We start from the raw sequence: 22,247 nt of genomic DNA on the forward strand, positions 1-22,247 counted from the left end.
GGCCGCTGACCTGCCGCTTTCCGCGCCGGTCACATGTGGCGCCAAGAGGCTGGGCTAGATACGACGCGTGTACGGGCGAGACCGGGCGAGACAAGAGGAGCCGTAGCGCGTCATGAAGGACTTCCCCTCGATCCCCGTCGCTCCCCGTGCACTGCCCCTGATCGGGCACGTCGTGCCGCTGCTGCGGGATCCGCTGGCGTTCCTGAACTCGCTGCCCGCCCTCGGCGAGCTGGTCCGCATCCGGCTCGGCCCCCTCACCATGATCGTGATCTGCGATCCGGAACTGACCCGGCAAGCCCTGCTGGACGACCGCGTCTACGACAAGGGCGGCCCGCTGTACGACCGCCTGCGCGAAGTGATCGGCGACGGCGTGATCTCCTGCCGGCATCAAGCGCATCGCCGGCTGCGGCGGCTGTCCCAGCCTGCCTTCCACCAGGCCCGGCTCCCGGACTACGCACGGGCGATGACCACCTGCGTACAGGAGACGACCGACTCCTGGAGTCCCGGCCAGGTCCTTGACGTGCCCGCCGAGATGATGGCGACCAGCTCCAGGATCATCACCGCCACGCTGTTCTCCGACACCCTGCCCGCGGCCGCGCACGGCCGGCTCGTCGACGATGTCGCCACCGTGGTCAAGAGCCTCTATCAGCGGATGTTCCTGATCCCGCCGCTGGATCGACTGCCCACCCCCGGCAATCGCGCCCACCTCGCCGCCCGCGCCCGCCTCCACGACACCGTCGAGCGCGTCATCGCCCAGCGCCGCGCCGATGGCGCCGACTACGGTGACCTGCTCTCGGCCCTGGTGGCCGCCCACGACCCCGAGGACGACCGCCCGGGCATGACCGGCGCCGAGATCAGCGACACGGTCGTCTCGTTCATCCTGGCCGGTATCGAGAGCACCGCCGCCACACTGTCCTCGGCACTGGATCTGGTGGCGCGCCACCCCGAGATCGAGCAGCGGTTGCACGCCGAGGTCGACACCGTCCTGGGCGGCGCGCCGGCCGGCCACGCCGACCTGCCGCGCCTGCCACTGACCGAGCGCGTCGTCACCGAGACCCTCCGGCTGCGCCCGCCGGGCTGGTTCTTCACCCGCGTGGTCACCGCCGACACGCACCTCGGCGGGCACCTGCTCCCGGCCGGGACCAGCGTCGCCTACAGCCCCTACCTCATCCACCACCGGCCCGACCTCTACCCCGATCCCGAAACGTTCGCGCCCGACCGCTGGGCCTCCCCGCACCCCCGACCGCCGCGCCACGCCTTCCTCCCCTTCGCCGCGGGCGCCCGCAAGTGCATCGGCGACTCCTTCAGCATGGTCGAGGCCACCCTCGCCCTCGCGACCATCGCCGCCCGCTGGCGCCTGGAGCACGTGCCGGGCCACCGGGGCCGCCTTGCCGCAGCCGTGACACTCGAACTCCGCGACCTCCACATGCGGGCACGACCACGCACCGCGACGCCCGCCGGCTAGGGGCGGGGCGTCGGCTCGGTGGTCTCCCGGAGCAGGGTCGCGCGGTCGACGGCGTCGCTCCCGGTCGCCGGGACGGTGCAGGCGTACGCGCCGGCCACCGCGCCGAACAGCGCGCACCGGGACGGGGCCTCGCCCGTCAGCAGGCCGAAGAGGAAGCCGGCGGCGAAGGCGTCACCGGCGCCGTTGGAGTCGACCACCGGTGCGCGCGGCGCGACGGCCGGGACGTGCAAGAGACCGTCGCCGGTCAGCAGATACGCGCCCTCGGTCCCGGCGGTGGCGACCACGACCTCGGCCCGGCCCCGCTCCACGATCCGCCGCATGGTCTTCTCCGGGTCCACCAGGGCCGTGGTGGAGACGAAGACGATGTCCGCGCCGTAGGCGAACGGCTCGTGATACGGGTTCTCGCCGTCCCAGTCGTGCAGGTCCGTGGAGATCGTCGGACCCGCCTCGCGCAGCTGGGGAAGGGCGAAGGCGCACGGGTACGTGATCGAGACGTGCGCGTGGCGGCTCTTCGCGGCCAGGGAGCGGACCAGCTCCTCGGGGAGCCGGTCCGACGGGTGGGAGCGGCTGTCGTCGTAGAGCGAGAGCCGCCGCCCGTCGGGGCCGACGAGGTTGACGGCCCGCTTCGTCCCCCCGGGCAGCGGCACTTCGGTGAAGCCGATGCCTCGGTCGCGGTGGAAGGCGCGGACGAGGTCCCCTTGGGCGTCGTCGCCGATCATGTCGAGGTGGTGCGTCCGCAGGCCCAGGGAGCTCAGCCCCAGGGCGACGAAGTCCCCGGTCTGCCCCGCCCGGGTCTCGATGCCCGGACGGATCATGTAGCTGTCGGCGTACGGCAGGGGGAGCTCGGGGACGTACACGATCGTGTCGACGCCCGACCCTCCCAGGACGAGGACGTCGTACTCGCCGGTCATCGCTGCTCCTCTCGACGGGCAATACCTTGCTGACTGTTGCAGCAAGATATTGCATGACGTCAGAGGCCGAGAAGGCGTACGGCGTTCTCCTTGAGGATCAGCGGCCGGACCTCGGGCTTGATGTCGAGGGCGTCGAAGTCGGCCAGCCAGCGGTCCGGCGTCACCACGGGGAAGTCCGAGCCGAACAGCACCTTGTGGCGGAGGAACGAGCCGGCCGCCTTGACGAGCTGCGGCGGGAAGTACTTCGGCGACCAGCCCGACAGGTCGATGTGGACGTTCGCCTTGTGGGTGGCGATGGAGATCGCCTCGTCCTGCCACGGCACCGACGGGTGCGCCAGGACGATCGTCAGGCCGGGGAAGTCGGCGGCGACGTCGTCCAGGAGCATCGGGTCCGAGTAGCGCAGCTTGATGCCGCGCCCCCCGGGCAGACCCGCGCCGATGCCGGTCTGCCCGGTGTGGAACAGCGCAGGGACGCCCAGCTCCTGGAGCACCTCGTAGAGCGGGTAGTGCTCGGGCGCGTTCGGCGCGAACGCCTGGAGGCTCGGGTGGAACTTGAAGCCGCGGACGCCGTGGTCGAGGACGAGCGCGCGGGCCCGGTCGACGGCGTCCGGACGGTGCGGGTCCACCGAGCCGAACGGGATGAGGACGTCGGGGTGTTCGGCCGCGGCCGCGGCGATCTCCTCGCTGGACAGGGCCGGGTGGCCGAGACCCGTCGTGGCGTCCACCGTGAAGATCACGGCGGCCATCCGACGTTCGCGGTAGTGGGCCGCGAGACGCTCGACGGTCGGGGTGCGGTCCTGGCCGGACCTGAAGTACGCGGCCGAGGCGTCCATCAGCTCCGCGTCGAGCGCGAGATGGCCATGGGCGTCCTGCTCGACGTGGACGTGGAAGTCGATCGCGGTCAGAGCGTCGGGATTCAGTGAATTGAGAGGAGAGGTCATCGGGGTGCTCACAGGTGGTCGGTCCGGTTCTTGGCGTCGAGCAGGAGGGTCAGGAGGGCGTCGCGCGCGGCGACGACGTCGGCCTCGGCGGTCCCGTCCAGCTCCTCGGCGACGCCCTGGGTGATCTTGTGGGTCAGCTCGGGCGTGAGGCGCGGCGCTCCGAGGTCGGCCCACCACTCCTCCATGGGCGGGCCGAGATGCTCCAGTACGTGCGCGATGCCGCCCGCGCCGCCCGAGAGGTGCTGGTTGAGGAAGGGCCCGAGCAGCGCCCAGCGCAGACCGGGGCCGTGGGCGATGGCCGTGTCGATGTCGGCGACACTGGCCGCGCCCCGGTCGACCAGGGAGTACGCCTCGCGCCACAGCGCCGCCTGGAGCCGGTTCGCGACGTGCCCGGGCAGCTCCTGGCGCAGCCGGATCGGCCGCCGGCCGAGGCTTCGGTAGAACCGCATGGCCTCCTCCACCGCGGCCTCGCCCGTCCGCTCGCCCGGCACGACCTCGACCAGCGGGATGAGGTGGGGCGGGTTGAACGGGTGCCCGACGAGGACCCGTTCGGGGTGGGCCGTGCAGGCCCGCTGGATCCGCGACGGCAGCAGTCCGGAGGAACTGCTGGCCAGGACGGTCTCCGGCGGGGCGGCGGCGTCGAGTACGGCGAACAGCTCGTCCTTCAGGTCGGGGCGCTCGGGGCCGCTCTCCTGGACGAAGCCGGCGTCCGCGACGGCCTCGGCGAGGTCCGCGGTGAACGTCAGCCGGGTCTGGTCGGCGGTGACGGCCGCCCGGAGCCCGGCCTCCGCGCCGGGCGCGGGATCGGTGGCGACGACCTCGTGCCCGTACCGGAGGAAGAGAGTGGTCCAGGAGGCGCCGATGACGCCGGTTCCGACGACGGCGACCCTCATGACGCGCTCCCGGGCTTCGTCGTGCTCCCGGGCTTCGCCGCGCCGCCGCGCGTGGCGGCGTACGCCACGAAGGTGTCGAGCGAGCGGGGGTCGGCGAGGACGTCGGTGCTCGCGACGGATTCGGGGGCCGCGCCGAGGAGGATCCGCTTGACCGGCACCTCCAGCTTCTTGCCGGTGCGGTTGCGCGGGACGGCGGGCACCCGCTCGATCACGTCGGGGACGTGCCGAGGCGAGAGCGCCGACCGCAGCGTGCGGGCGATCTTCGTACGGAGGGCGTCGTCGAGTTCGACGGGGCCCGCGACGAAGAGCAGCAGCTCGCCGTTGCCGCCCTCGGGGTCCTCGATGTGGACGACGAGGCTGTCGTCGACCTCGGGCAGGTCCTCGACGACGGCGTAGAACTCGGCGGTGCCGAGCCGGACCCCGCCCCGGTTGAGCGTGGCGTCGGAGCGGCCGGCGACGACGCAGTGGCCCTCGGGCGAGAACCGCACCCAGTCGCCGTGCCGCCACACGCCCGGGTACTCCTCGAAGTACGCGGCCCGGTAGCGGGAGCCGTCCGTGTCGCCCCAGAAGCCGACGGGCATCGACGGCATCGGCTCGGTGATCACCAGCTCGCCCAGCTCGCCGACGACCCGCTTCCCCTCCCCGTCGTAGGCGTACGCGGCGACCCCGAGGCACGGGCCGGAGATCTCCCCGGCGCGCACGGACTGGAGCGGGCCGCCCTGGAGGATGCCGGTGCACACGTCGGTGCCGCCGCAGCCGACGTTCAGGAGCACCCGGTCGCCGAACTGCTCGGCCACCCAGCGGAAGCCGTCGGCGGCGAGCGGGCTGCCCGCCGCGCCGAGCTGCCGCAGCCGCGACAGGTCGAACTCCTCGGCGGGCCGGACCCCGGCCTTGCGGCAGGCCATCAGGTAGCCGGGGCTGACGCCCATGAGCGTCGCCCCCGTCTCCTCGGCGATCCGCCACTGTTCCCGCAGCTCCGGGTGGACCGGATTGCCGTCGATCATGACGATCGAGGCGCGCACGAGCAGTGCCGAGACCAGGGTGTTCCACAGCATCCACGCGGTGGTGCTGAACCAGAGCATCCGGTCGCCCGGCTTGAGGTCCCAGCTCAGCGCGTTGTTCTTGAGGTGCTCCAGGAGGATCCCGCCGTGGCGGTGGACGATCGCCTTGGGGATGCCTGTGGTGCCGGAGGAGAACAGCACGAACAGCGGATGGTCGAACGGCACGGGCTCGAAGGGCACCGGCCCGGGGGCCGGCTCCGCGAGCAGCGCCGCCCAGCCCAGCGCGTCGGGCAGCGCGTTCGGGCCGTACGGGACGTGGACGACCCGCTCCACGGTGGGGAGCAGCGCGGCGATCTCCGCCACTTCGGTACGGCGGTCGACGTCCCGCTCGCCGTAGCGGTAGCCGGCGACGGTGAGCAGCACCTTCGGTTCGAGCTGTGCGAACCGGTCGACGACGCTGCGCGGCCCGAACTCCGGCGCGCAGGCCGCCCAGACCGCCCCGATGCTCGCCGTGGCGAGGAACGCCACCAGGGTCTCGGGGATGTTCGGCAGATAGGCGACGACCCGGTCGCCCTTGCGGACGCCGAGGCGGAGGAGCCCGGCGCGGGCCCGGGCGACCTGGTCGCGGAGCTCGCCGAAGGTCAGCTCGACCGGCGCCCGGGTCTGGGAGTGGGCGACGACCGCGACGGCGTCGTCGTCGGACCCCTCCCGTCCGAGGAGGGCGTGCTCGGCGTAGTTGAGGGTCGCGCCCGGGAACCACTCGGTGTCCGGCATCGACCTGCGGCCCAGGGTGGCGGTGGGCGGGGTGTGCGGGCGGACGTCGAAGAACTCCCAGATGGAGGACCAGAAGCCGTCGAGGTCGGTGACGGACCACTGCCAGAGGCTTTCGTAGTCCGGGAACGACAGCTGCCGCTCCGACTCCAGCCAGCGGAGGTAGCGCCCGATCTCCGACTCGTCCCTGACCCGGGGGCCGGGGGTGCTGAGGATCTCGCTCATCGGGTGACCTTTCCGGCGCGGCCGTCGAGGAACGCCCGCATCCGCTCCTGGGCGTCGGAGCTGCCTGCGGCGACGGCCGCCATGAGGGATTCGAGCAGGAGGCCGCCGGCGGGCGAGGCCTCGGCGATCCGGGGGAGTGCCTGGAGGACGGCGAAGTTGGTCAGCGGCGCGTTGGCCGCGATCCGCTCCGCGAGCTCCAGGGCCTTGGCGCGCGCCCCGCCCTCGTCGGTCAGGTAGTGCGAGAGGCCGACGGCCTGGCCCTCGGCGGCGTCGAGGACGCGACCGGTGAGCATCATGTCCGCCATCCGGTGCGCGCCGATCAGCCGGGGGATCCGGACCGAGCCGCCACCGCCGACGAACAGCCCGCGCTGCCCCTCCGGCAGCGCGTAGAACGCGGACGGGTCGGCGACCCGGATGTGCGCGGAGGCCGCGAGCTCCAGGCCGCCGCCGATGACGGCGCCCTTCAGCGCGGCCACCACGGGGACCCGCCCGCCCTCGACGGTGTCGAAGACGCGGTGCCACATGAGCGAGTGCTCCAGAGCCTCCTCGGTGGACCGCTCCGTCAGCTCGCCGAGGTCGAGGCCGGCCGAGAAGTGGTCGCCCTCGGCGTCCAGGACGACGGCCCGGACGTCGGGTCCCGGCTTCCGGAAGAACTCCTCGATGCGCAGCACCGTGGCGTCGTCGAGGGCGTTGCGCTTGGCCGGGCGGCAGAGCGTCAGGACCGCCACTCCGTCGCGGCGGTCGATCGAAAGCGTGCTCAAGAAGGACTCCTCAATCATCAGGAATCCTGAGTATCGGAGGATGCCCCGCCGTCAGGCAAGGGGGGTTGCGCTAGAATTTTCGACAGGATTCCTGATGATGGTGAGAAGGGGAGGGGATGTGACGGACGCCGCTCCGCCGTCTCTGCTGTACTCGGTGAAACAGGTCGAGCTGGCGACCCGGGCCCGGCTCGACGAACTGCTCAGGCCCGCGGGCGTGACCGCCCTCCAGTACACGGCGCTGACCGTGCTCGAACGCCGGGACGGCATGTCCTCGGCGGAGCTCGCCCGCAACTCCTTCGTCACGCCCCAGTCGATGTCCGACCTGGTCGGCGCCCTGGAGCGGCGCGGCCTCATCACCCGGTCCCCGGACCCGGCGAGCCGGCGGCGCCATGTCATCAGCCTGACCGACGAGGGCCGCGCCCTGCTCGCCCTCCACGCGCCGGCCGTCCAGCACCTGGAGGACGAGATGCTCACGGGCTTCACCGCCCGCGAGCGCGCCACCTTCCGCGACCTCCTCAACCGCGCCCGCGCGGCGCTCGGATGATGGCTAGCTGATGGGCTCGACCACGAAGACCGGGATCTCGCGGTCCGTCTTCCGCTGGTAGCCCGCGTAGTCGGCGAAGGCCTCGACCGCCCGCTCCCACCACGCCTGCCGCTCCTCGCCCGTGACCAGACGGGCCTTCATGTCCCAGGTCCGCGGGCCGTCGCGCAGCTCGACCAGGGGAGTGGCGACCAGGTTGTGATACCAGACGGGGTGCTTCACCGCCCCGCCGTTCGACGCCACCAGCGCGTACGCGCCCTCGTGCTCCACGCGCATCAGCGGCGTCTTGCGGAGCTTGCCGCTCCGCGCGCCGACGTTCGTCACCAGGACCACGGGCATGCCCCGCATCGTGGTGCCCTTCGTGCCGCCGGAGGACTCGTACAGCTCGACCTGGTTGCGCACCCATGTCGTCGGGCTGGGTTCGTACTCACCTTCGAGGGGCATGGCTGTCCTTTCGTCCGCATCGTCCGCATCGTCCGCATACCGGCAGGCGCAGCCGGTATGCGAACAGGCTACGGCGCGGGGTCCCCCGGCAGCCGCTCCAAGGCCGCGGCGACATCCGTCCGGCGGGCGACCTCCGTGAGCGCCCGGGCCATGACCGAGCCCGGTTCCCGGGCGACGGTCACCAGGCCGACCGGCACCGTGCGCGCGGGCCCGGCCAGCGGCACCGCCCGCATCCCGTGCGGCACCGAAGACGTGCAGCCAGGTGTGCGGCACGACGCTCGCCCACCGGCCCGTCCGGACATGGGCGAAGAGGGCCGCGACCGAATCGGTCTCGACCCGCGGCGACGGCCGCACCCCGGCCTCCGCGAACACCTCGTCGAGCACCTGACGCCCCTGCATGGCCTCGGTCAGCAGACACAGCGGCAGCCGCGAGGCTTCCGCCCAGGTCGCCGTCGTCACATGGACGAGGCCGTCGGCGGCGTCGGTCAGCAGCACGTACCGCTCCTCGTACAGCGGGACCGACCGGAAGCCCTCGGCGAGCCCCTTGTGGAGGTACGTGATCCCGGCGTCGATCTCGAAGGACCGCAGCTGCCGGAGCACGTCCTCCGACTGGAGGTCCGCTATCACCTCCACCGTGACCAGCGGATGCGCCAGACAGAACGGCGCGGTCAGCTGGGCGACCGCCCCGGACGCGGTCGGCACCGCGCCGATCCGGATCCTGCCGCCGAGCCCGCTGCGCAGGGCACCGACCTCGCTCTTGAGGGCGTCGCGGTCGGCGAGGATCCGCTGCGCCCACACCACGATCCGTTCGCCCTCGGGCGTGAGGCCCTCGTACGTACGGCCGCGCAGGACCAGCGGGACGTCCAGCTCCTCCTCCAGCTTCCGTACGGCCTCGGAGAGCGCGGGCTGGGAGACGTGGCAAGCCTGGGCGGCGCGTGCGAAGTGACGCTCCCTGGAAAGGGCCACCAGATATTCGAGTTGACGGAACAGCACCTCACGGGTCTACCCGAGGTTCCGGCGGAACGCCAATCGGCGTCACCGCCCCGAGCCGCTGGGACCCGGTGTACACGTTCATCGACGCGCCCCGCAGGAACCCGATCAGGGTGAGACCGCTCTCCTCGGCCAGGTCCACGGCGAGCGACGAGGGCGCCGACACGGCCGCGAGCAGCGGGATCCCCGCCATCGCGGCCTTCTGCACGAGCTCGAACGACGCCCGTCCGCTCACCACGCCGCCGAACCGCGGGACGCGGGGTACGCGACGACCCGGAAGCCCTCCGCGCGGCGCTCCCTGCCGTCGTGCCAGACGCTCACCAGATCCACCGTGTCGCGGTCGGCGTGGCCGAGGGCCGCCAGATCGGCCGGGTTGACGAGGACGACCCGGCGCGCGTCGTGGATGCCCCGGTAGCGGTCGTTCGGCGCGTACCAGACGGTGTTCCACTGGTCGTGCGAGCGCAGCGTCTGCAACAGCAGGTGGCCCTCGGGGACGTGCGGCATCGTGAACGCGTTCCGGGTGAAGACCGCCTTGCCGCTCGGGGTGGGGAAGACCCGCGCGTTCACCGGGTTGGGCAGGGTGAAGCCGCCGGGCACGGCCACCCGGGCGTTGAAGTCCTCGAAGCCCGGTACGACCCGTGAGATCCGGTCGCGGATCGTGCCGTAGTCGGCCTCGAACTCCTCCCAGGGTATGGACGGTTCGTCACCGAGGGTCAGCCGGGCCAGCCGGCTGACGATCGCGACCTCGCTGAGGAGATGCGGGGAGGCGGGCGGCAGCTTCCCCCGGGAGGCGTGCACGTCGCTCATGGAGTCCTCGACGGTCACGAACCGCTCGCCGCCCGCCTGGACGTCCCGGTCGCTGCGGCCCAGGGTCGGCAGGATGAGGGCCGTGTCGCCGCAGACGGTGTGCGAGCGGTTGAGCTTGGTGGAGACGTGCGCCGTGAGCCGGCACTTCCGCATCGCCTCCTCGGTGACCGCGCTGTCGGGCGTGGCCCGGACGAAGTTCCCGGCGACACCGAGGAAGAGCCTGGCCCGGCCCTCGTACATGGCGCGGATGCCGTTGACCGCGTCGAGCCCGTGCCGGGTGGGCGGGGTGAAGCCGAACTCGCGCCCCAGGGCGTCGAGGAACGCCTGCGGCATGCGCTCCCACACACCCATCGTGCGGTCGCCCTGGACGTTGCTGTGGCCGCGTACGGGGCACACGCCGGCGCCGGGCCTGCCGATGTTTCCGCGTGCGAGGAGGAAGTTGACGACCTCCCGGATGGTGGGCACTCCGTGCTTGTGCTGGGTGAGCCCCATGGCCCAGCACACGATGATCCGCCCGCTCCGCAGGACCCGCTCGTGCACCTCCTCGATCTCCTCGCGGGTCAGCCCGGTCGCCCGCAGGACGTCGTCCCAGGACGTCTTCCGCGCGTGCTCGGCGAACTCGTCGAAGCCGGTGGTGTGGGCCCGGATGAAGTCGTGGTCGAGGACGGTCCCCGGCGCGGCGTCCTCGGCCTCCAGGAGCAGGAGGTTGAGGGCCTGGAAGAGCGCGAGGTCGCCGCCCGCGCGGATGTGCAGGAACTGATCGGCGATCGGCGTGCCCCGGCCGATGATCCCGCGGGCCTTCTGCGGGTGCTTGAAGCGCAGGAGACCGGCCTCGGGCAGGGTGTTCACCGCGACGACCCGCCCGCCGTTGCGCTTGGTCTCCTCCAGGGCGGAGAGCATGCGCGGGTGGTTGGTGCCCGGGTTCTGGCCCACGACGAAGACCAGGTCGGCGTGGTGGATGTCGTCGAGCGAGACGCTGCCCTTGCCGATGCCGAGGGCCTCCGACATCGCGGACCCGCTCGACTCGTGGCACATGTTGGAGCAGTCCGGCAGGTTGTTGGTGCCGTACGCGCGGGCGAAGAGCTGGAGGAGGAACGCGGCCTCGTTGTTCAGCCGGCCGGAGACGTAGAAGAGGGCCTCGTCGGGGGAGGACAACGCCTTGAGCTCCGCGGCCAGCAGCCCGAGAGCCTCGTCCCAGCCGACCGGCTCGTAGTGCGTCGCGCCGGGGCGCTTCACCATCGGCTCGGTCAGCCGGCCCTGCTGGTTGAGCCAGTAGTCGGACTTCCCGTCCAGCTCGGCTATCGAGTGCTCGCGGAAGAACTCCCGGGTGACGCGGCGCGAGGTCGCCTCGTCGTTGATGTGCTTGGCGCCGTTCTCGCAGTACTCGTTCCGGTGCCGCTCGCCCGCCGGGGGCTCCGGCCAGGCGCAGCCAGGACAGTCGATGCCCTTCGGCTGGTTGATGTTCAGCAGGGTCAGCGCGGTGCGGCGCGGGGACGTCTGGCCGAGGGAGTACTCCAGCGCGTGCGTCACGGCGGGCAGGCCCGTCGCCCAGGTCTTGGGCGCGGTGACCTTCAGGTCGTCGCTCGGGTCCTCGATGACACTCATGTTCCGCTCTGCCTCTTTCCGAATTCCGGCTCGCGCTGCGGGGGGAAGCTTCGTGGGATTTCCCGGGCAATGTCAAAGAGGTGTTTCCGATGAGGTGACAGGCGCGGCCTATCGATGTGTCGCACGGCTGTGTACAGGGGTTCTGTGGTCGGATAGGCGCCGCCGATGAACCCATCGAGAATCCCTCTTTGACTTCCCGGGGGAATGCGCCGAAGGTGATCGGCGGGTGATTGTTCCGGTTTCGCCGGCCGGCAGGAATGACAGTGAATTCCGGCACCGCACGACTGAAGGGGAGCCGGATGTACCAGATGCGTCAGTGGATCGCCGCGGCCGAGGCCGAACTGGACAGGGAGCTCGCCCTCGAAAGGCTGCTCGGCTCGGCCAACGCGCGGCCTCCTGAGCACGCGCCCGTACCTGAGCCCGTACCTGAGCCCGCGCCTGCACCCGTGCCCGCGCCACTGCCTGCACTCGTGCCCGCGCCTACGACGGCGGGTCTCCCCATGGCGTGGGAGCAGGCCCGTGCCCGTGCCCGCGCCGCGCAGCCGCTGCCCGTCGTGACCCGCGCGCTCGACGCGGCTCTCGGCCACGCCCTCGCCGGACCGCTGACGGCCCTCACCGACCTGCCGCCGTTCGACACCTCGGCCATGGACGGCTGGGCCGTCGCCGGACCCGGGCCGTGGCGGCTGCGGGACGGCCGCGTCCTGGCGGGCGGCCGGCCCGAACCGCTGGGCCACGGCACCGCCGTGGCCATCGCCACCGGCGCCCGCCTGCCGACGGGAGCGAGCGGCGTACTGCGCACGGAGCACGGCGAGACACGGACGGACGACGGCATGCTGCTCGACCGCTCGGGACGCCCGGCGGCCGGTGGCGCGGGCCCCGGCCGTGACGTCCGGGCGCGAGGGCAGGAGTGTCGCGCGGGCGACACCCTGCTTCCCGCCGGGACGGCCGTGACCCCGGCCGTCGTCGGCCTGGCGGCCGCGGCCGGCTACGACCGGCTGGCCGTCCACCGGCGCCCCCATGTGGAACTCCTCGTCCTCGACGACGAGTTGCTGGAGTCAGGCCCGCCCCGCGACGGACGCGTCCGTGACGCGCTCGGCCCGCTCCTCCCGCCGTGGCTGGCCCGCCTCGGAGCGGAGGTGACCGGCCGCCGTCTCCTGGCGGACGACTTCGGACGGCTGCGGGACGCCCTGCGCGACTCCGCCGCCGACGTCGTCGTCACCACCGGCAGCACGGCCGCCGGGCCCGTGGACCATCTGCACGCCGCCCTCGGCGACTTGGGCGCCCGCCTCCTGGTCGACTCCGTCGCCGTACGGCCCGGCCACCCCATGCTGCTCGCCGAACTGCCGCCGTCCCCCGACGGCCGGTCCCGCCACCTGGTCGGGCTGCCCGGCAACCCGCTGGCCGCCGTCGCCGGCACGGTCACCCTCGCCGTACCCCTGCTGCGCCGCCTCGGCGGCCACACGGACCCGGACCCCGCGCCGTACCGGACGACCGCCGCCGAGGCGCTGCCCGGGCACGCGCACGACACCCGGCTGCTCCCCGTGCGGCGCGTGGCGCGCGGGGTCGCGCCGCTGCCGTTCGGCGGACCGGCGATGCTGCGCGGTCTCGCGGTGGCCGACGGCCTGGCGGTCGTCCCGCCCGGCGGCGTGCCGGCCGGGGCCGACGTCGAGGTCCTGGACGTACCGGGACCGTGAAGAGCGGACGAGCCATCCCCGTGGAGACCCCGATGACGTACCGCCCCGCATCCGCCGACGCTCCGGTCCACCGCTGCCTCCGCGTCGTACGCGACACCCCGCTCTCTTCCGACGAGGTGTACGCGGCGGTGGCCGCCGACCCCACGGCCGCCTCCTGCCCGCATCGCGCGGACGAGTGGGTCGGCGCGTGCTGAACGGCCTGCGGCGCACGGCGGGCCGGGCGCGGAGCGCGCTCTCCCCGCGCGGCGCGCTCGCGCTGCAGAGTGTGGACGGCGCCCTGTCCTTCGCGCTGCGGGCCGCCCTCGCGATGGCGCTGCCCGCTATGCCGATGGCCCTCGCGGGCCGGGCGGACCTGGCCGTCTACGCCATGCTCGGGTCCTTCACCACGACCTTCGGCCGCAATCTGCCCTACGCGCGACGCGCCCGCGTGCTCGCGCTCGCCGCGGTGGCCATGACCGCGTGCGTGGGCGGCGGTTCGGCGCTCGCGGCGTGGGCCGAACCGGCCGGCGGGGGAGCGGGCGCCGCCGTGGTGGTCGCGGCGACGGCCGTCGTGGCCGGGCTCGCCAAGCTCGCCTGTGACGCGGCCCGCCTGAGCGGCCTCGGCGCGGTGCTGCTGCTCTTCTCGTTCGCCGTGGCGGCCAACAGCTCCTCGACGACGGCCGACGTCCTGCCCCACACCGCCCTGGCCGCGTCGGGCGCCGCCGTGGCCTGGGTCCTCGCGGTGTCCGGCCGGCTCGTGCACCCGGACCGACCGCAGCGCCTCGCCGTCGCCGCGGCGCTCCGCGAGCTCGCGGACCTCCTCGACCTCCAGGCGACCACCGGCACGGCGTACGACAGCGGGCTCCCGCGCCACCGCGCGACCGCCGCCGTCCTCCAGGCGTACCGGACACTGGGCCGCGTGCCCCCGACCGCCGCCGACGCCGTCCGCGGAGACCGGGACGGCACCTGCCTGCGGCTCGCCGACCTCGCCTGGTCCCTGCTCATCGGCATCGCCCGCCGCCCGTCCGACGACCCCACCGGCCTGGCCCGCTCCCTCCGCGCCCAGGTCCGGCTGCTCGTGAGCCGTCGCCGGCGGGACCCGGGACTCCTGCCCGAACTCGCGCTCCTGTCCGCCCTGGCCAGGGACGACACCGGCCCCGACCCGGCGCCGCCGGCCCCCACCACCCGCCGCGCCGCCGAACTCCGCGCGGCGGAACTGCTGACGGGCGGCAGAAGCGCCGAGACGCACGCCTCGGTCCTGCTCGTCCCCGCCCTGCGGATGGTCCTCGGCACCGGTCTCGCGGGCGGCGCGGCCCTCCTGCTCGGCCTCGGCCACGGCTACTGGGCGGCCGTGTCCGCCGCCGCCGTCCTGCACTCGGTCAACGTCCGTACGGCGACCCAGCGCGCCGTCCAGCGCACCTTGGGCACCGTCGTCGGCCTGGCCCTCGCCCTCGGCGTGCTGGCCGCGCACCCCGAACCCGTCGTGCTGGTCCTCGTGATCGTGCTCCTGGAGTTCCTGCTCGAATACGTGGTGGCCCGCAATTACGGTCTCGGCGTCGTCTTCCTGACACCGCTAGCCCTGCTCCTGACCGACCTGGCCGCCGACTCCCCGGCCGAAGCGCTCGTCCAGGACCGGGCGCTGAGCTGCGTCCTCGGCATGGGCATCGCCCTGGTCTGCGCGCTGCTCGTCGTCCACGACCGGGCGGCCGTCCGGGCGCAGCGCGCGCTGGCCGCGTGCACGGACGCCGCCGACCGCGCGGAACACGCCCTGGCCGAGGGGCCACAGGCGTCGTTCCCGCTCGTACAGACGCGTCTCGCGGCGGCCGTCGTGGAGCTCCGTGAGGCCGACGACGCCGCGGCGGGCGAGCTCTGGCCCGCGGAGATGGACCCCACCGAACTGGCCGCCGCGGAGCAGCGCGCGTACCGGCTCCTCGATCGGATCGTCAGGCCGCCGGGCCGATCGTGACCTTCACGTGCTTCATGATCGGCTGGTCGCTCTGGGTGCTGTAGTCGCCGAGCGCGCACAGCACGTTCATCTCCGGCATGTAGCCGGCCGCGCAGCCCCGGGGGATGTCGTACGGGACCGCGAGATAGCCGTGCAGGAAGCGTTGGCTGCCGTCCTTCGCGGTGCTCGTGATGTCGACGGGCCCCAGGTCGGGGATGCCGCGTTCGCGCATGTCCGCCCGGTTCATGAAGACGAGCGTCCGGAGGTTCTTGACGCCCCGGTAGCGGTCGTTGTCGGAGTAGATCGTGGTGTTCCACTGGTCGTGGGACCGCATCGTGCCCAGCGCCAGGGTGCCGGGGGCGGGAACGACGTCGGGCAGCGCGGCAGAGGAGAACTCGGCGCGTCCGGACGGGGTGAGGAAGACCAGTTCCCGCGCGGGCTGCTTGATGCGGAAGCCGAGGGGCAGCCGGACCCGCCGGTTGAAGTCCTCGAAGCCGTCGAGGGCCCGGGCCATGGTGTCGCGGATGCGGTCGTAGTCCTCGACGTACCACTCCCACGGCGTTTCGCTCCCCGGCAGCGCCGCGCGCGCCATGCCCGCGACGATGGCCGGCTCGGACAGCAGATGCGGCGACGCGGGGCGCTTCATGCCGACGGAGAGGTGGACCATGCTCATCGAGTCCTCGACGGACGTGCTCTGGATCCCCTTGCGCTGATGGTCCTTCTCGGTCCGGCCGAGGCACGGCAGGATCAGGGCCCGGCGGCCGTGGACGATATGGCTCCGGTTGAGCTTGGTGCTCACCTGCACGGTGAGGTCGCAGTTGGCGAGTGCGGCGTACGTGTACGGGGTGTCCGGCGCCGCGAGGGCGAAGTTGCCGCCCATGCCGACGAACACCGTGATGTCGCCGTTGTGCATCGCGGGGATCGCCCGGACGGTGTCCAGACCGTGCTCGCGCGGCGGGTCGATCCTGCAGACCTCGGCGAGGCGGTCGAGGAACGCGTCGGTGGGGCGGTGGTCGATGCCGCAGGTGCGGTTGCCCTGGACGTTGCTGTGGCCGCGGACGGGGGAGGGGCCCGCGCCCTCGCGGCCCAGATTGCCGCGCAGCAGAAGGAGGTTGACGATCTCCCGGACGGTGTCGACACCGTGCTCGTGCTGTGTGACGCCCAGACACCAGCTGACGATGGAGCGGTCGGCCTCCCCGTACACGCGCGCGGCCGCGAGGATGTCGGCGCGGCTCAGCCCGGACTGCCTCTCCAGCTGCTCCCACGACGTGGCCTCGCACACCGCGCGGTACTCGTCGAAGCCGGCGGTGTGCCGGTCGATGAACTCCCGGTCCAGCGCCTTGGGGTCGGTCTCCGACTGCTCCAGGATCGCCTTGGCCATGCCGCGCAGCAGCGCCATGTCGCCGCCGATGCGCGGCTGGAGGTTCAGGGTGCTCGTCTTCGTCGTCTTGAAGAGGGCCATGTCGAGGAAGTCGTGGGGGACGATGGTGCGGGTGGCGGCCGCCTCGACCAGCGGATTGACGTGCACGATCTGCGCGCCCCTGTGGTGCGCCTCCGCGAGGGCGGTGAGCATCCGGGGTGCGTTGGAGGCGGCGTTGACCCCCAGGATGAACAGCGCGTCGGCGCTCTCCCAGTCCTTCAGGTCGACGGTCCCCTTGCCCGTACCCAGCGAGGCCTGGAGGGCCCGGCCGCTGGCCTCGTGGCACATGTTCGAGCAGTCCGGCAGGTTGTTCGTGCCCAGCTCGCGGGCCATCAGCTGGTAGAGGAACGTGGCCTCGTTGCCGAGCCGGCCGGAGGTGTAGAAGGCCGCCTGATGGGGGCTGTCCAGCTCGCGCAGGGCGCGGCCGACCACCTCGAAGGCGTCCTTCCAGCTGATCGGCACGTAGTGGTCCGTGTCCGGGTCGTAGACCATCGGCTCGGTCAGCCGGCCCTGGTTCTCCAGGTCGTAGTCGCTCCACCCCGCGAGCTCGGTGACCGAGTGGGCGGCGAAGAACTCGCGCCCGACCCGCTTGCTCGTCATCTCCCAGGTGACGTGCTTGATGCCGTTCTCGCAGATGTCGAGGTGCAGGCCCTTGGTGTCGTCGGGCCACGCGCAGCCGGGACAGTCGAACCCGGTGTTCTCGTGGTTCATCTTCATGATCGCGCGGGGGCCGTCGACCAGCGCGCCCTCGGCGACGAGGAAGCGCGTCACGCTCTTGGCCGCGCCCCAGCCGGCCGCGGGGTGGTGGTACGGGCGGAACTCCGGTTCACCCTCGGGCGTGGGCCCCACACGGGCTTCCGGATGCGCGGGCCGCTCGGCAAGCCCCGAGCGCTCCGGGCGTTCCTGGTCGTCGCGGTCGGCAGCATTCACGACTCTCAACCCTTCCGGCCATCGGGCACGGGGAGGCGAAACGGCTCTCTCCGGCAGGCTAGGCCGGGCCGGTACCCGCTGCCACTCGACCCCGGCCACCGTCCGGATGCCCGTCCACCGCCCGGAGGCCCGTCCGGCCGGGCAGGCGGGCTGCTCCGCGCGCGGCTACGCTGACGCCGCTCCAGAAATCCTTCTTATATGAATCTGTCCTGCTCGACGGGAGTCCCATGGTCGTCGCTCAGCCCGTCATCACGCCCTCCTCCCAGGCGGCCGTCTTCCTGGTGGCCACCGTCGCCCCGGGCGGAGAGGCGGCCGTACGGGAGGCACTCCAGGACCTCGCGGGTCTGACCCGTTCGGTGGCGTTCCGTTCCCCCGAATCCGCGCTCAGCTGCGTCGCCGGCGTGGGATCGGAGGCCTGGGACCGGCTCGTCGGCGAACCGCGCCCGCGCGACCTGCACCCCTTCCCGCCCCTGAGCGGCCCCCGCCACCGCGCCCCGGCGACCCCGGGCGACCTGTTGTTCCATCTGCGCGCCCGGCGCATGGACCTCTGCTTCGAACTGGCCCGGCTGATCCTGGACCGCCTCGCCGGCGCGGTCACGGTCGTCGACGAGGTGCACGGCTTCACCTACTTCGACGAGCGCGACCTGCTCGGCTTCGTCGACGGCAGCGAGAACCCCGCGGGCACGGCCGCCGCCGAGGCGGTGCTCATCGGCGACGAGGACCCCGACTTCCGGGGCGGCAGCTACGTCGTCGTGCAGAAGTACGTGCACGACATGACCGCCTGGGACTCCCTCACCGTCGAGGAGCAGGAGCGGGTCATCGGCCGCACCAAGCAGGCCAACGTCGAACTGCCCGACGGCGTCAAGCCGGCCGACTCGCACGTCGCGCTCAACACGGTCGTCGACGACGACGGCGTCGAGCAGCAGATCCTGCGCCAGAACATGCCGTTCGGACGCGTCGGCAGCGGCGAGCTGGGCACCTACTTCATCGGCTACGCGCGCACCCCCGCCGTCACCGAGCGGATGCTGCGCAACATGTTCCTCGGGGATCCCCCGGGCAACACGGACCGCATCCTCGACTTCTCCCGCGCCGTCACCGGCTGCCTCTTCTTCGTGCCGAGCGCCGACCTGCTCGACGATCTCCCCGCCGCCCCGTCCGCGGGCGCCGCGCGCCCCGGGGACTCCCTGGGCATCGGCAGCCTGAAAGGAGCCCCCGCGTCATGACGACTCCCGACGTGACGAACAACCTGCACCGAGAACTCGCCCCGATCACCCCCGCGGCCTGGGCGGAGATCGAGGAGGAGGCCCGCCGCACCTTCCGGCGCCACGTCGCCGGCCGTCGCGTCGTCGACGTGCCCGACCCGGCGGGCCCCGGGCTCGCCGCCGTCGGTGTCGGCCACCTCGCCGACATCGCGCCGCCCGCGCCCGGTGTCTCGGCGCGGCTGCGCGAGGCGAGGCCGATCGTGGAACTGCGCGTACCGTTCACCGTCTCCCGGGCCGCCGTCGACGACGTCGAGCGCGGCTCCAAGGACTCCGACTGGCAGCCCGTCAAGGACGCGGCGCGCACGATGGCGTACGTCGAGGACCGGACGATCTTCGACGGGTACGGCGCCGCCGGCGTCGACGGACTGCGCTCCCGCTCCTCCAACCCGGTGCTGCGGCTGCCCGCCGAGCCGCGCGAGTACCCCGACGCGGTCAGCCGGGCCCTGACGGCGCTGCGGCTCGTCGGCGTCGACGGGCCGTACGCGCTGCTGCTCGGCGCCGACCAGTACCGGGCGGTCAGCGAGACCTCCGACCACGGCTACCCGATCGCCGCCCACCTGGGCCGGATGCTCGACGGCTCCCCGATCTGGGCGCCGGCCCTCAGCGGCGGCTTCCTCCTCTCCACCCGGGGCGGCGACTTCGAGCTGCTGCTCGGCCAGGACGTGGCGATCGGCTACACGGGTCACGACGCGGACGACATCCACCTGTACTTCCACGAGACGCTGACCTTCCTCGCCCATACCGACGAGGCCGTGGTCGTCCTGGAGGCCTGAGCCGTGAACCGCCGACTGGCCGACGCCGTCCCACGGCTCGTCGGAAGTACGGTCGTCGGGGCGGCGATCGGGGTGGTCGTCGGCGCTCTCTCGAACACGCCGCTGGGCATCCTCGCGGGCATCGCCACGGCGGAGACCCTCTTCGTCGTCACGGGGTGGCTCGTGCTCTGGCCCATGGACGCGGCCACCACCCATCGCAACGTCCGGCGGGAGGAGTTCCGGCCCGTCGTCGAGGAACTCGTCGTCGTCGGGACCGCCGTGTGCGGCCTCGTCGGCATCATCGTGATGCTCCTGGTCGGCCACTCGGACCTGGGCCACGCCGCCGCCGCGACGGCGCTCTGCGGCGTCTTCATGGCCTGGGCGGCGCTCCACCTGATGTACGCGGCCCGCTACGCGTACGTCTACTACGCCGTACAGCCCGGCGGCGGCATCGACTTCAACACCCACGACCCGCCGCGGTACAGCGACTTCCTGTACTTCAGCTTCAACCTCGGCATGACCTACCAGGTCTCCGACACGAACGTCTCGACGTCCTCACTCCGCGCGATCGTCCTCCGCCACTGCCTGCTGTCGTACGTCTTCGGCGCCAGCATCCTGGCCACCACGATCAACCTGGTGACCGGCATCGTCACGGGCTGAGCCGGCGCCCTAGGGCCTGTCCGGCGGATCATGGCCGGGGTCGCGGTGTCTGGCACGGCACCTCGCCGCGTTGCCGAAACGCCCGAATAGCTCCGCTATTAGTGCGCTCCGGCGCCTTGCGATGCACCGCACCAGACACCGCGACCTATCCGACCCTGATCCGCCGGACAGGCCCTAGCCGTCCCCGTTCGCGTCGCCGAGCGCCAGTACGACCGCGCTCGTGCGTCCCTCGGGCGTGTCGTACGTGACGGTGTCGCCTGCGCGGTGGCCGAGCAGTGCGCGGCCGAGCGGACTGTCGGCGGTGACCATCGTGGCGTCCAGGACCTCGGCGACCTCGCCGATCTGGACGGTCGTCTCCACGCCGTCCGCGAACCGTACGGTCACGGAACTGCCGACGCCGACCTCGTCGGTGTTCGGCGGACCGGCGACGGAGCCCTCACGCAGTCGCGCGTCGATGTCGGTGATGCGCGCGTCCAGGCGCTGGAGCTCCGTGACGCGTTGCAGCTCGTCGGCCTGGTCGGCGCGGTCGCCCACCTGATCGCCGCCGCCGTCGCGCAAGGTCACGGCGACCGTTTCGCGTTCGGCGCGCAGGTCGGCGAGTTCGCGCTCGAACGCCGCACGGGTGATGGCGCTGAGGGGCTCGGGTCCACCGGTCATGTCTGATCCCGTCGGGCAGCGGTCGGCACGGATGCGTGCCGCGGATTGGTCACGGCAAGCCGAAGATATCAGGCGAATCAGGGCATTACGCCCAGGGTCGCCGGGCAGTTCGACGCGCGTTCCCGGGGCGGTGCGGTGGGCGTTTTCCGTGGGTTCGACGGGAGTTCGATTGCGGGAGTATGGCAGATGCATGACAAGCGCCCAACTCCCTTGAGCTACGCCCGTAGACCGGAGAGGCTGCTGGTCATCCGGAGCGCCCCACACGGCTCCCGGCCGTGCGTGTGACCCACACGCGCCCCCCACAGTTGCGCCGCCCCACACGAGGCGCGACGCCGAAGAGGAGGACTCCCTCGCATGGCACTCCCTCAGCACACCAAGGCCCGGCTCGCCCTGACCGTGTCCGCCGCGACCGCGGCCGCAGTGCTCGGCACCTTCGCCGCCGTCCCCGCCCAGGCGGCCCCCGCCGAGGGCGTCGTCCTCGCGGCCGGTTCGGCCGACGCGGTGCCCGGCAGCTACATCGTCACCCTGAAGCAGGGTGCGGGCTTCAAGGCCGCCTCCTCCAAGGGTCGGAACCTGATAGCCGGTTACGGCGGCACGGTCGGCAAGACCTTCGGCTCCGCCCTCAACGGCTACACGGCCACCCTCGGTGCGACGGAGGCCCGCCGCCTCGCCGCCGACCCCGCCGTCGCCTCCGTCGAGCAGAACCAGATCTACCGCGCCGACGCGACGCAGACCAACGCCCCCTGGGGCCTGGACCGCATCGACCAGGCGAACCTGCCGCTCAACGGCACGTACACCTACCCCGACTCGGCGGGTGCCGGCGTCACCGCGTACGTCATCGACACCGGCGTCCGCATCTCGCACGCCCAGCTCGCCGGCAGGGCCGTGAACGGGTACGACGCGGTCGACGGCGACACGGTCGCCCAGGACGGCAACGGGCACGGCACGCACGTCGCCACGACCATCGCGGGATCGACGTACGGCGTGGCCAAGGCCGCGAAGATCGTCGCCGTCCGCGTCCTCGACAACGCGGGCTCCGGCACCACCGCCGGCGTCATCGCGGGCATCGACTGGGTCACCTCCCACCACACGGCGGGGGCCCCCGCCGTCGCCAACCTCTCCCTCGGAGGCGGCGCCTCCACCGCCCTCGACAACGCGGTGAAGAACTCCATCGCGGACGGCGTCACCTACGCGGTCGCCGCCGGCAACTCCGGTGTCAACGCCTCCTCCACGTCCCCCGCCCGGGTCGCCGCCGCCATCACGGTCGGCGCCACGAGCAACACGGACGCCAAGGCGAGCTGGTCCAACTACGGTTCGGTGCTCGACCTGTTCGCCCCCGGCGTCTCGATCACCGCGGGCTGGCACACGAGCGACACGGCCACCAACACGATCTCCGGTACCTCGATGGCCACCCCGCACGTCGCGGGCGCCGCCGCCGTGTATCTCGCGGGGCACACCTCCGCCACTCCGGCGCAGGTCGCGACCGCTCTGGTGAACGGCTCGACCCCGAACAAGGTGACCAGCCCGGGCAGCGGCTCGCCCAACCGCCTCCTGCGGCTCGTCCCGTAGCGCGTACGTGACGGGTCGGGGGTC

17 protein-coding genes and 3 pseudogenes are annotated in these 22,247 nt (G+C 72.6%); 9 read left to right on the forward strand and 11 right to left on the reverse strand.

What is annotated here, in order from left to right; translation table 11 throughout:
* Positions 1–112 precede the first annotated feature (112 nt).
* Complete coding sequence (locus OG357_RS35780; RefSeq protein WP_329625062.1) at positions 113–1,465, forward strand: cytochrome P450; 1,353 nt, start codon at positions 113–115, stop codon at positions 1,463–1,465.
* Here OG357_RS35780 and OG357_RS35785 read toward each other — a convergent pair.
* From OG357_RS35785 to OG357_RS35805, 5 genes are read right to left on the reverse strand one after another with little or no spacing between them, the layout of a single operon-like run.
* Positions 1,462–2,376 carry an adenosine kinase gene (locus OG357_RS35785; RefSeq protein WP_329625063.1) on the reverse strand — a complete coding sequence of 305 codons (915 nt, stop codon included), beginning with the start codon at positions 2,374–2,376 and terminating at the stop codon, positions 1,462–1,464. The genes OG357_RS35780 and OG357_RS35785 overlap by 4 nt on opposite strands.
* A 59-nt stretch (positions 2,377–2,435) precedes the next feature.
* The gene (locus OG357_RS35790; protein ID WP_443066777.1) at positions 2,436–3,317 is read right to left on the reverse strand and encodes an amidohydrolase family protein; all 882 of its coding nucleotides are present in this window, start codon (positions 3,315–3,317) and stop codon (positions 2,436–2,438) included.
* Between the two features lie 8 nt (positions 3,318–3,325).
* Positions 3,326–4,210: a 3-hydroxyacyl-CoA dehydrogenase NAD-binding domain-containing protein gene (locus OG357_RS35795; protein WP_329625064.1), complete on the reverse strand. Its 885-nt coding sequence runs from the start codon at positions 4,208–4,210 to the stop codon at positions 3,326–3,328.
* A complete protein-coding gene (locus OG357_RS35800) occupies positions 4,207–6,207 on the reverse strand; it encodes an acetoacetate--CoA ligase (RefSeq protein WP_329625065.1) in 2,001 nt (666 codons plus the stop codon). The genes OG357_RS35795 and OG357_RS35800 overlap by 4 nt, the downstream gene beginning before the upstream one ends.
* Complete coding sequence (locus tag OG357_RS35805) at positions 6,204–6,968, reverse strand: crotonase/enoyl-CoA hydratase family protein (RefSeq protein WP_329625066.1); 765 nt, start codon at positions 6,966–6,968, stop codon at positions 6,204–6,206. The genes OG357_RS35800 and OG357_RS35805 overlap by 4 nt, the downstream gene beginning before the upstream one ends.
* Before the next feature lie 118 nt (positions 6,969–7,086).
* Here OG357_RS35805 and OG357_RS35810 point away from each other — a divergent pair, with 118 nt between their 5' ends.
* On the forward strand, positions 7,087–7,512 hold the full coding sequence (locus OG357_RS35810; protein ID WP_329625067.1) for a MarR family winged helix-turn-helix transcriptional regulator: 426 nt from the start codon (positions 7,087–7,089) through the stop codon (positions 7,510–7,512).
* A gap of 3 nt (positions 7,513–7,515) precedes the next feature.
* Here OG357_RS35810 and OG357_RS35815 read toward each other — a convergent pair whose 3' ends face one another.
* The 4 genes and pseudogenes from OG357_RS35815 to OG357_RS35830 all read right to left on the reverse strand — a co-directional run.
* A complete protein-coding gene (locus OG357_RS35815) occupies positions 7,516–7,953 on the reverse strand; it encodes a nitroreductase family deazaflavin-dependent oxidoreductase (RefSeq protein ID WP_329625068.1) in 438 nt (145 codons plus the stop codon).
* A 68-nt stretch (positions 7,954–8,021) separates the two neighbouring features.
* Positions 8,022–8,946 (reverse strand): annotated as a pseudogene (locus tag OG357_RS35820) (LysR family transcriptional regulator).
* Position 8,947: 1 nt separating this feature from the next.
* Positions 8,948–9,181 (reverse strand): annotated as a pseudogene (locus OG357_RS35825) (formate dehydrogenase accessory sulfurtransferase FdhD); the annotation flags it as partial.
* A pseudogene (locus tag OG357_RS35830) lies at positions 9,181–11,355 on the reverse strand (FdhF/YdeP family oxidoreductase); the annotation flags it as partial. The pseudogenes OG357_RS35825 and OG357_RS35830, both read right to left, overlap by 1 nt.
* 500 nt (positions 11,356–11,855) lie before the next feature.
* On the opposite strand from OG357_RS35830, the gene OG357_RS35835 reads away from it, so the two are divergent.
* The 3 genes from OG357_RS35835 (at position 11,856) to OG357_RS35845 (ending at position 14,994) form a co-directional block, all read left to right on the forward strand.
* Entirely contained in the window at positions 11,856–13,049 is a 1,194-nt protein-coding gene (locus tag OG357_RS35835; protein WP_329625803.1) for a molybdopterin molybdotransferase MoeA, read from the forward strand.
* 32 nt (positions 13,050–13,081) lie between these two features.
* Positions 13,082–13,243 (forward strand): hypothetical protein, encoded by a 162-nt coding sequence (locus OG357_RS35840; RefSeq protein WP_329625069.1) that lies wholly within the window; start codon positions 13,082–13,084, stop codon positions 13,241–13,243.
* Between the two features lie 113 nt (positions 13,244–13,356).
* The gene (locus OG357_RS35845; protein WP_329625804.1) at positions 13,357–14,994 is read left to right on the forward strand and encodes an FUSC family protein; all 1,638 of its coding nucleotides are present in this window, start codon (positions 13,357–13,359) and stop codon (positions 14,992–14,994) included.
* Here the strand turns inward: OG357_RS35845 and OG357_RS35850 are convergent.
* On the reverse strand, positions 14,972–17,242 hold the full coding sequence (locus OG357_RS35850) for an FdhF/YdeP family oxidoreductase (protein WP_329625805.1): 2,271 nt from the start codon (positions 17,240–17,242) through the stop codon (positions 14,972–14,974). The two genes, OG357_RS35845 and OG357_RS35850, sit on opposite strands and share 23 nt — an antisense overlap.
* A 308-nt stretch (positions 17,243–17,550) precedes the next feature.
* On the opposite strand from OG357_RS35850, the gene OG357_RS35855 reads away from it, so the two are divergent.
* From OG357_RS35855 to OG357_RS35865, 3 genes are read left to right on the forward strand one after another with little or no spacing between them, the layout of a single operon-like run.
* Complete coding sequence (locus tag OG357_RS35855) at positions 17,551–18,546, forward strand: Dyp-type peroxidase (protein WP_329625070.1); 996 nt, start codon at positions 17,551–17,553, stop codon at positions 18,544–18,546.
* On the forward strand, positions 18,543–19,358 hold the full coding sequence (locus tag OG357_RS35860; protein ID WP_329625071.1) for a family 1 encapsulin nanocompartment shell protein: 816 nt from the start codon (positions 18,543–18,545) through the stop codon (positions 19,356–19,358). The genes OG357_RS35855 and OG357_RS35860 overlap by 4 nt, the downstream gene beginning before the upstream one ends.
* Before the next feature lie 3 nt (positions 19,359–19,361).
* Positions 19,362–19,997 carry a DUF1345 domain-containing protein gene (locus OG357_RS35865; RefSeq protein ID WP_329625072.1) on the forward strand — a complete coding sequence of 212 codons (636 nt, stop codon included), beginning with the start codon at positions 19,362–19,364 and terminating at the stop codon, positions 19,995–19,997.
* Positions 19,998–20,171: 174 nt separating this feature from the next.
* Here OG357_RS35865 and OG357_RS35870 read toward each other — a convergent pair whose 3' ends face one another.
* Positions 20,172–20,654, reverse strand: coding sequence for a GreA/GreB family elongation factor (locus OG357_RS35870; RefSeq protein WP_329625073.1), 483 nt, complete (start codon positions 20,652–20,654; stop codon positions 20,172–20,174).
* A 354-nt stretch (positions 20,655–21,008) separates the two neighbouring features.
* Between OG357_RS35870 and OG357_RS35875 the strand changes: the two genes are divergently transcribed.
* Positions 21,009–22,223: a S8 family peptidase gene (locus OG357_RS35875; protein WP_329625074.1), complete on the forward strand. Its 1,215-nt coding sequence runs from the start codon at positions 21,009–21,011 to the stop codon at positions 22,221–22,223.
* Positions 22,224–22,247: the final 24 nt, after the last annotated feature.

It is taken from the genome of Streptomyces sp. NBC_01255, from assembly GCF_036226445.1.
Taxonomy (GTDB): domain Bacteria; phylum Actinomycetota; class Actinomycetes; order Streptomycetales; family Streptomycetaceae; genus Streptomyces.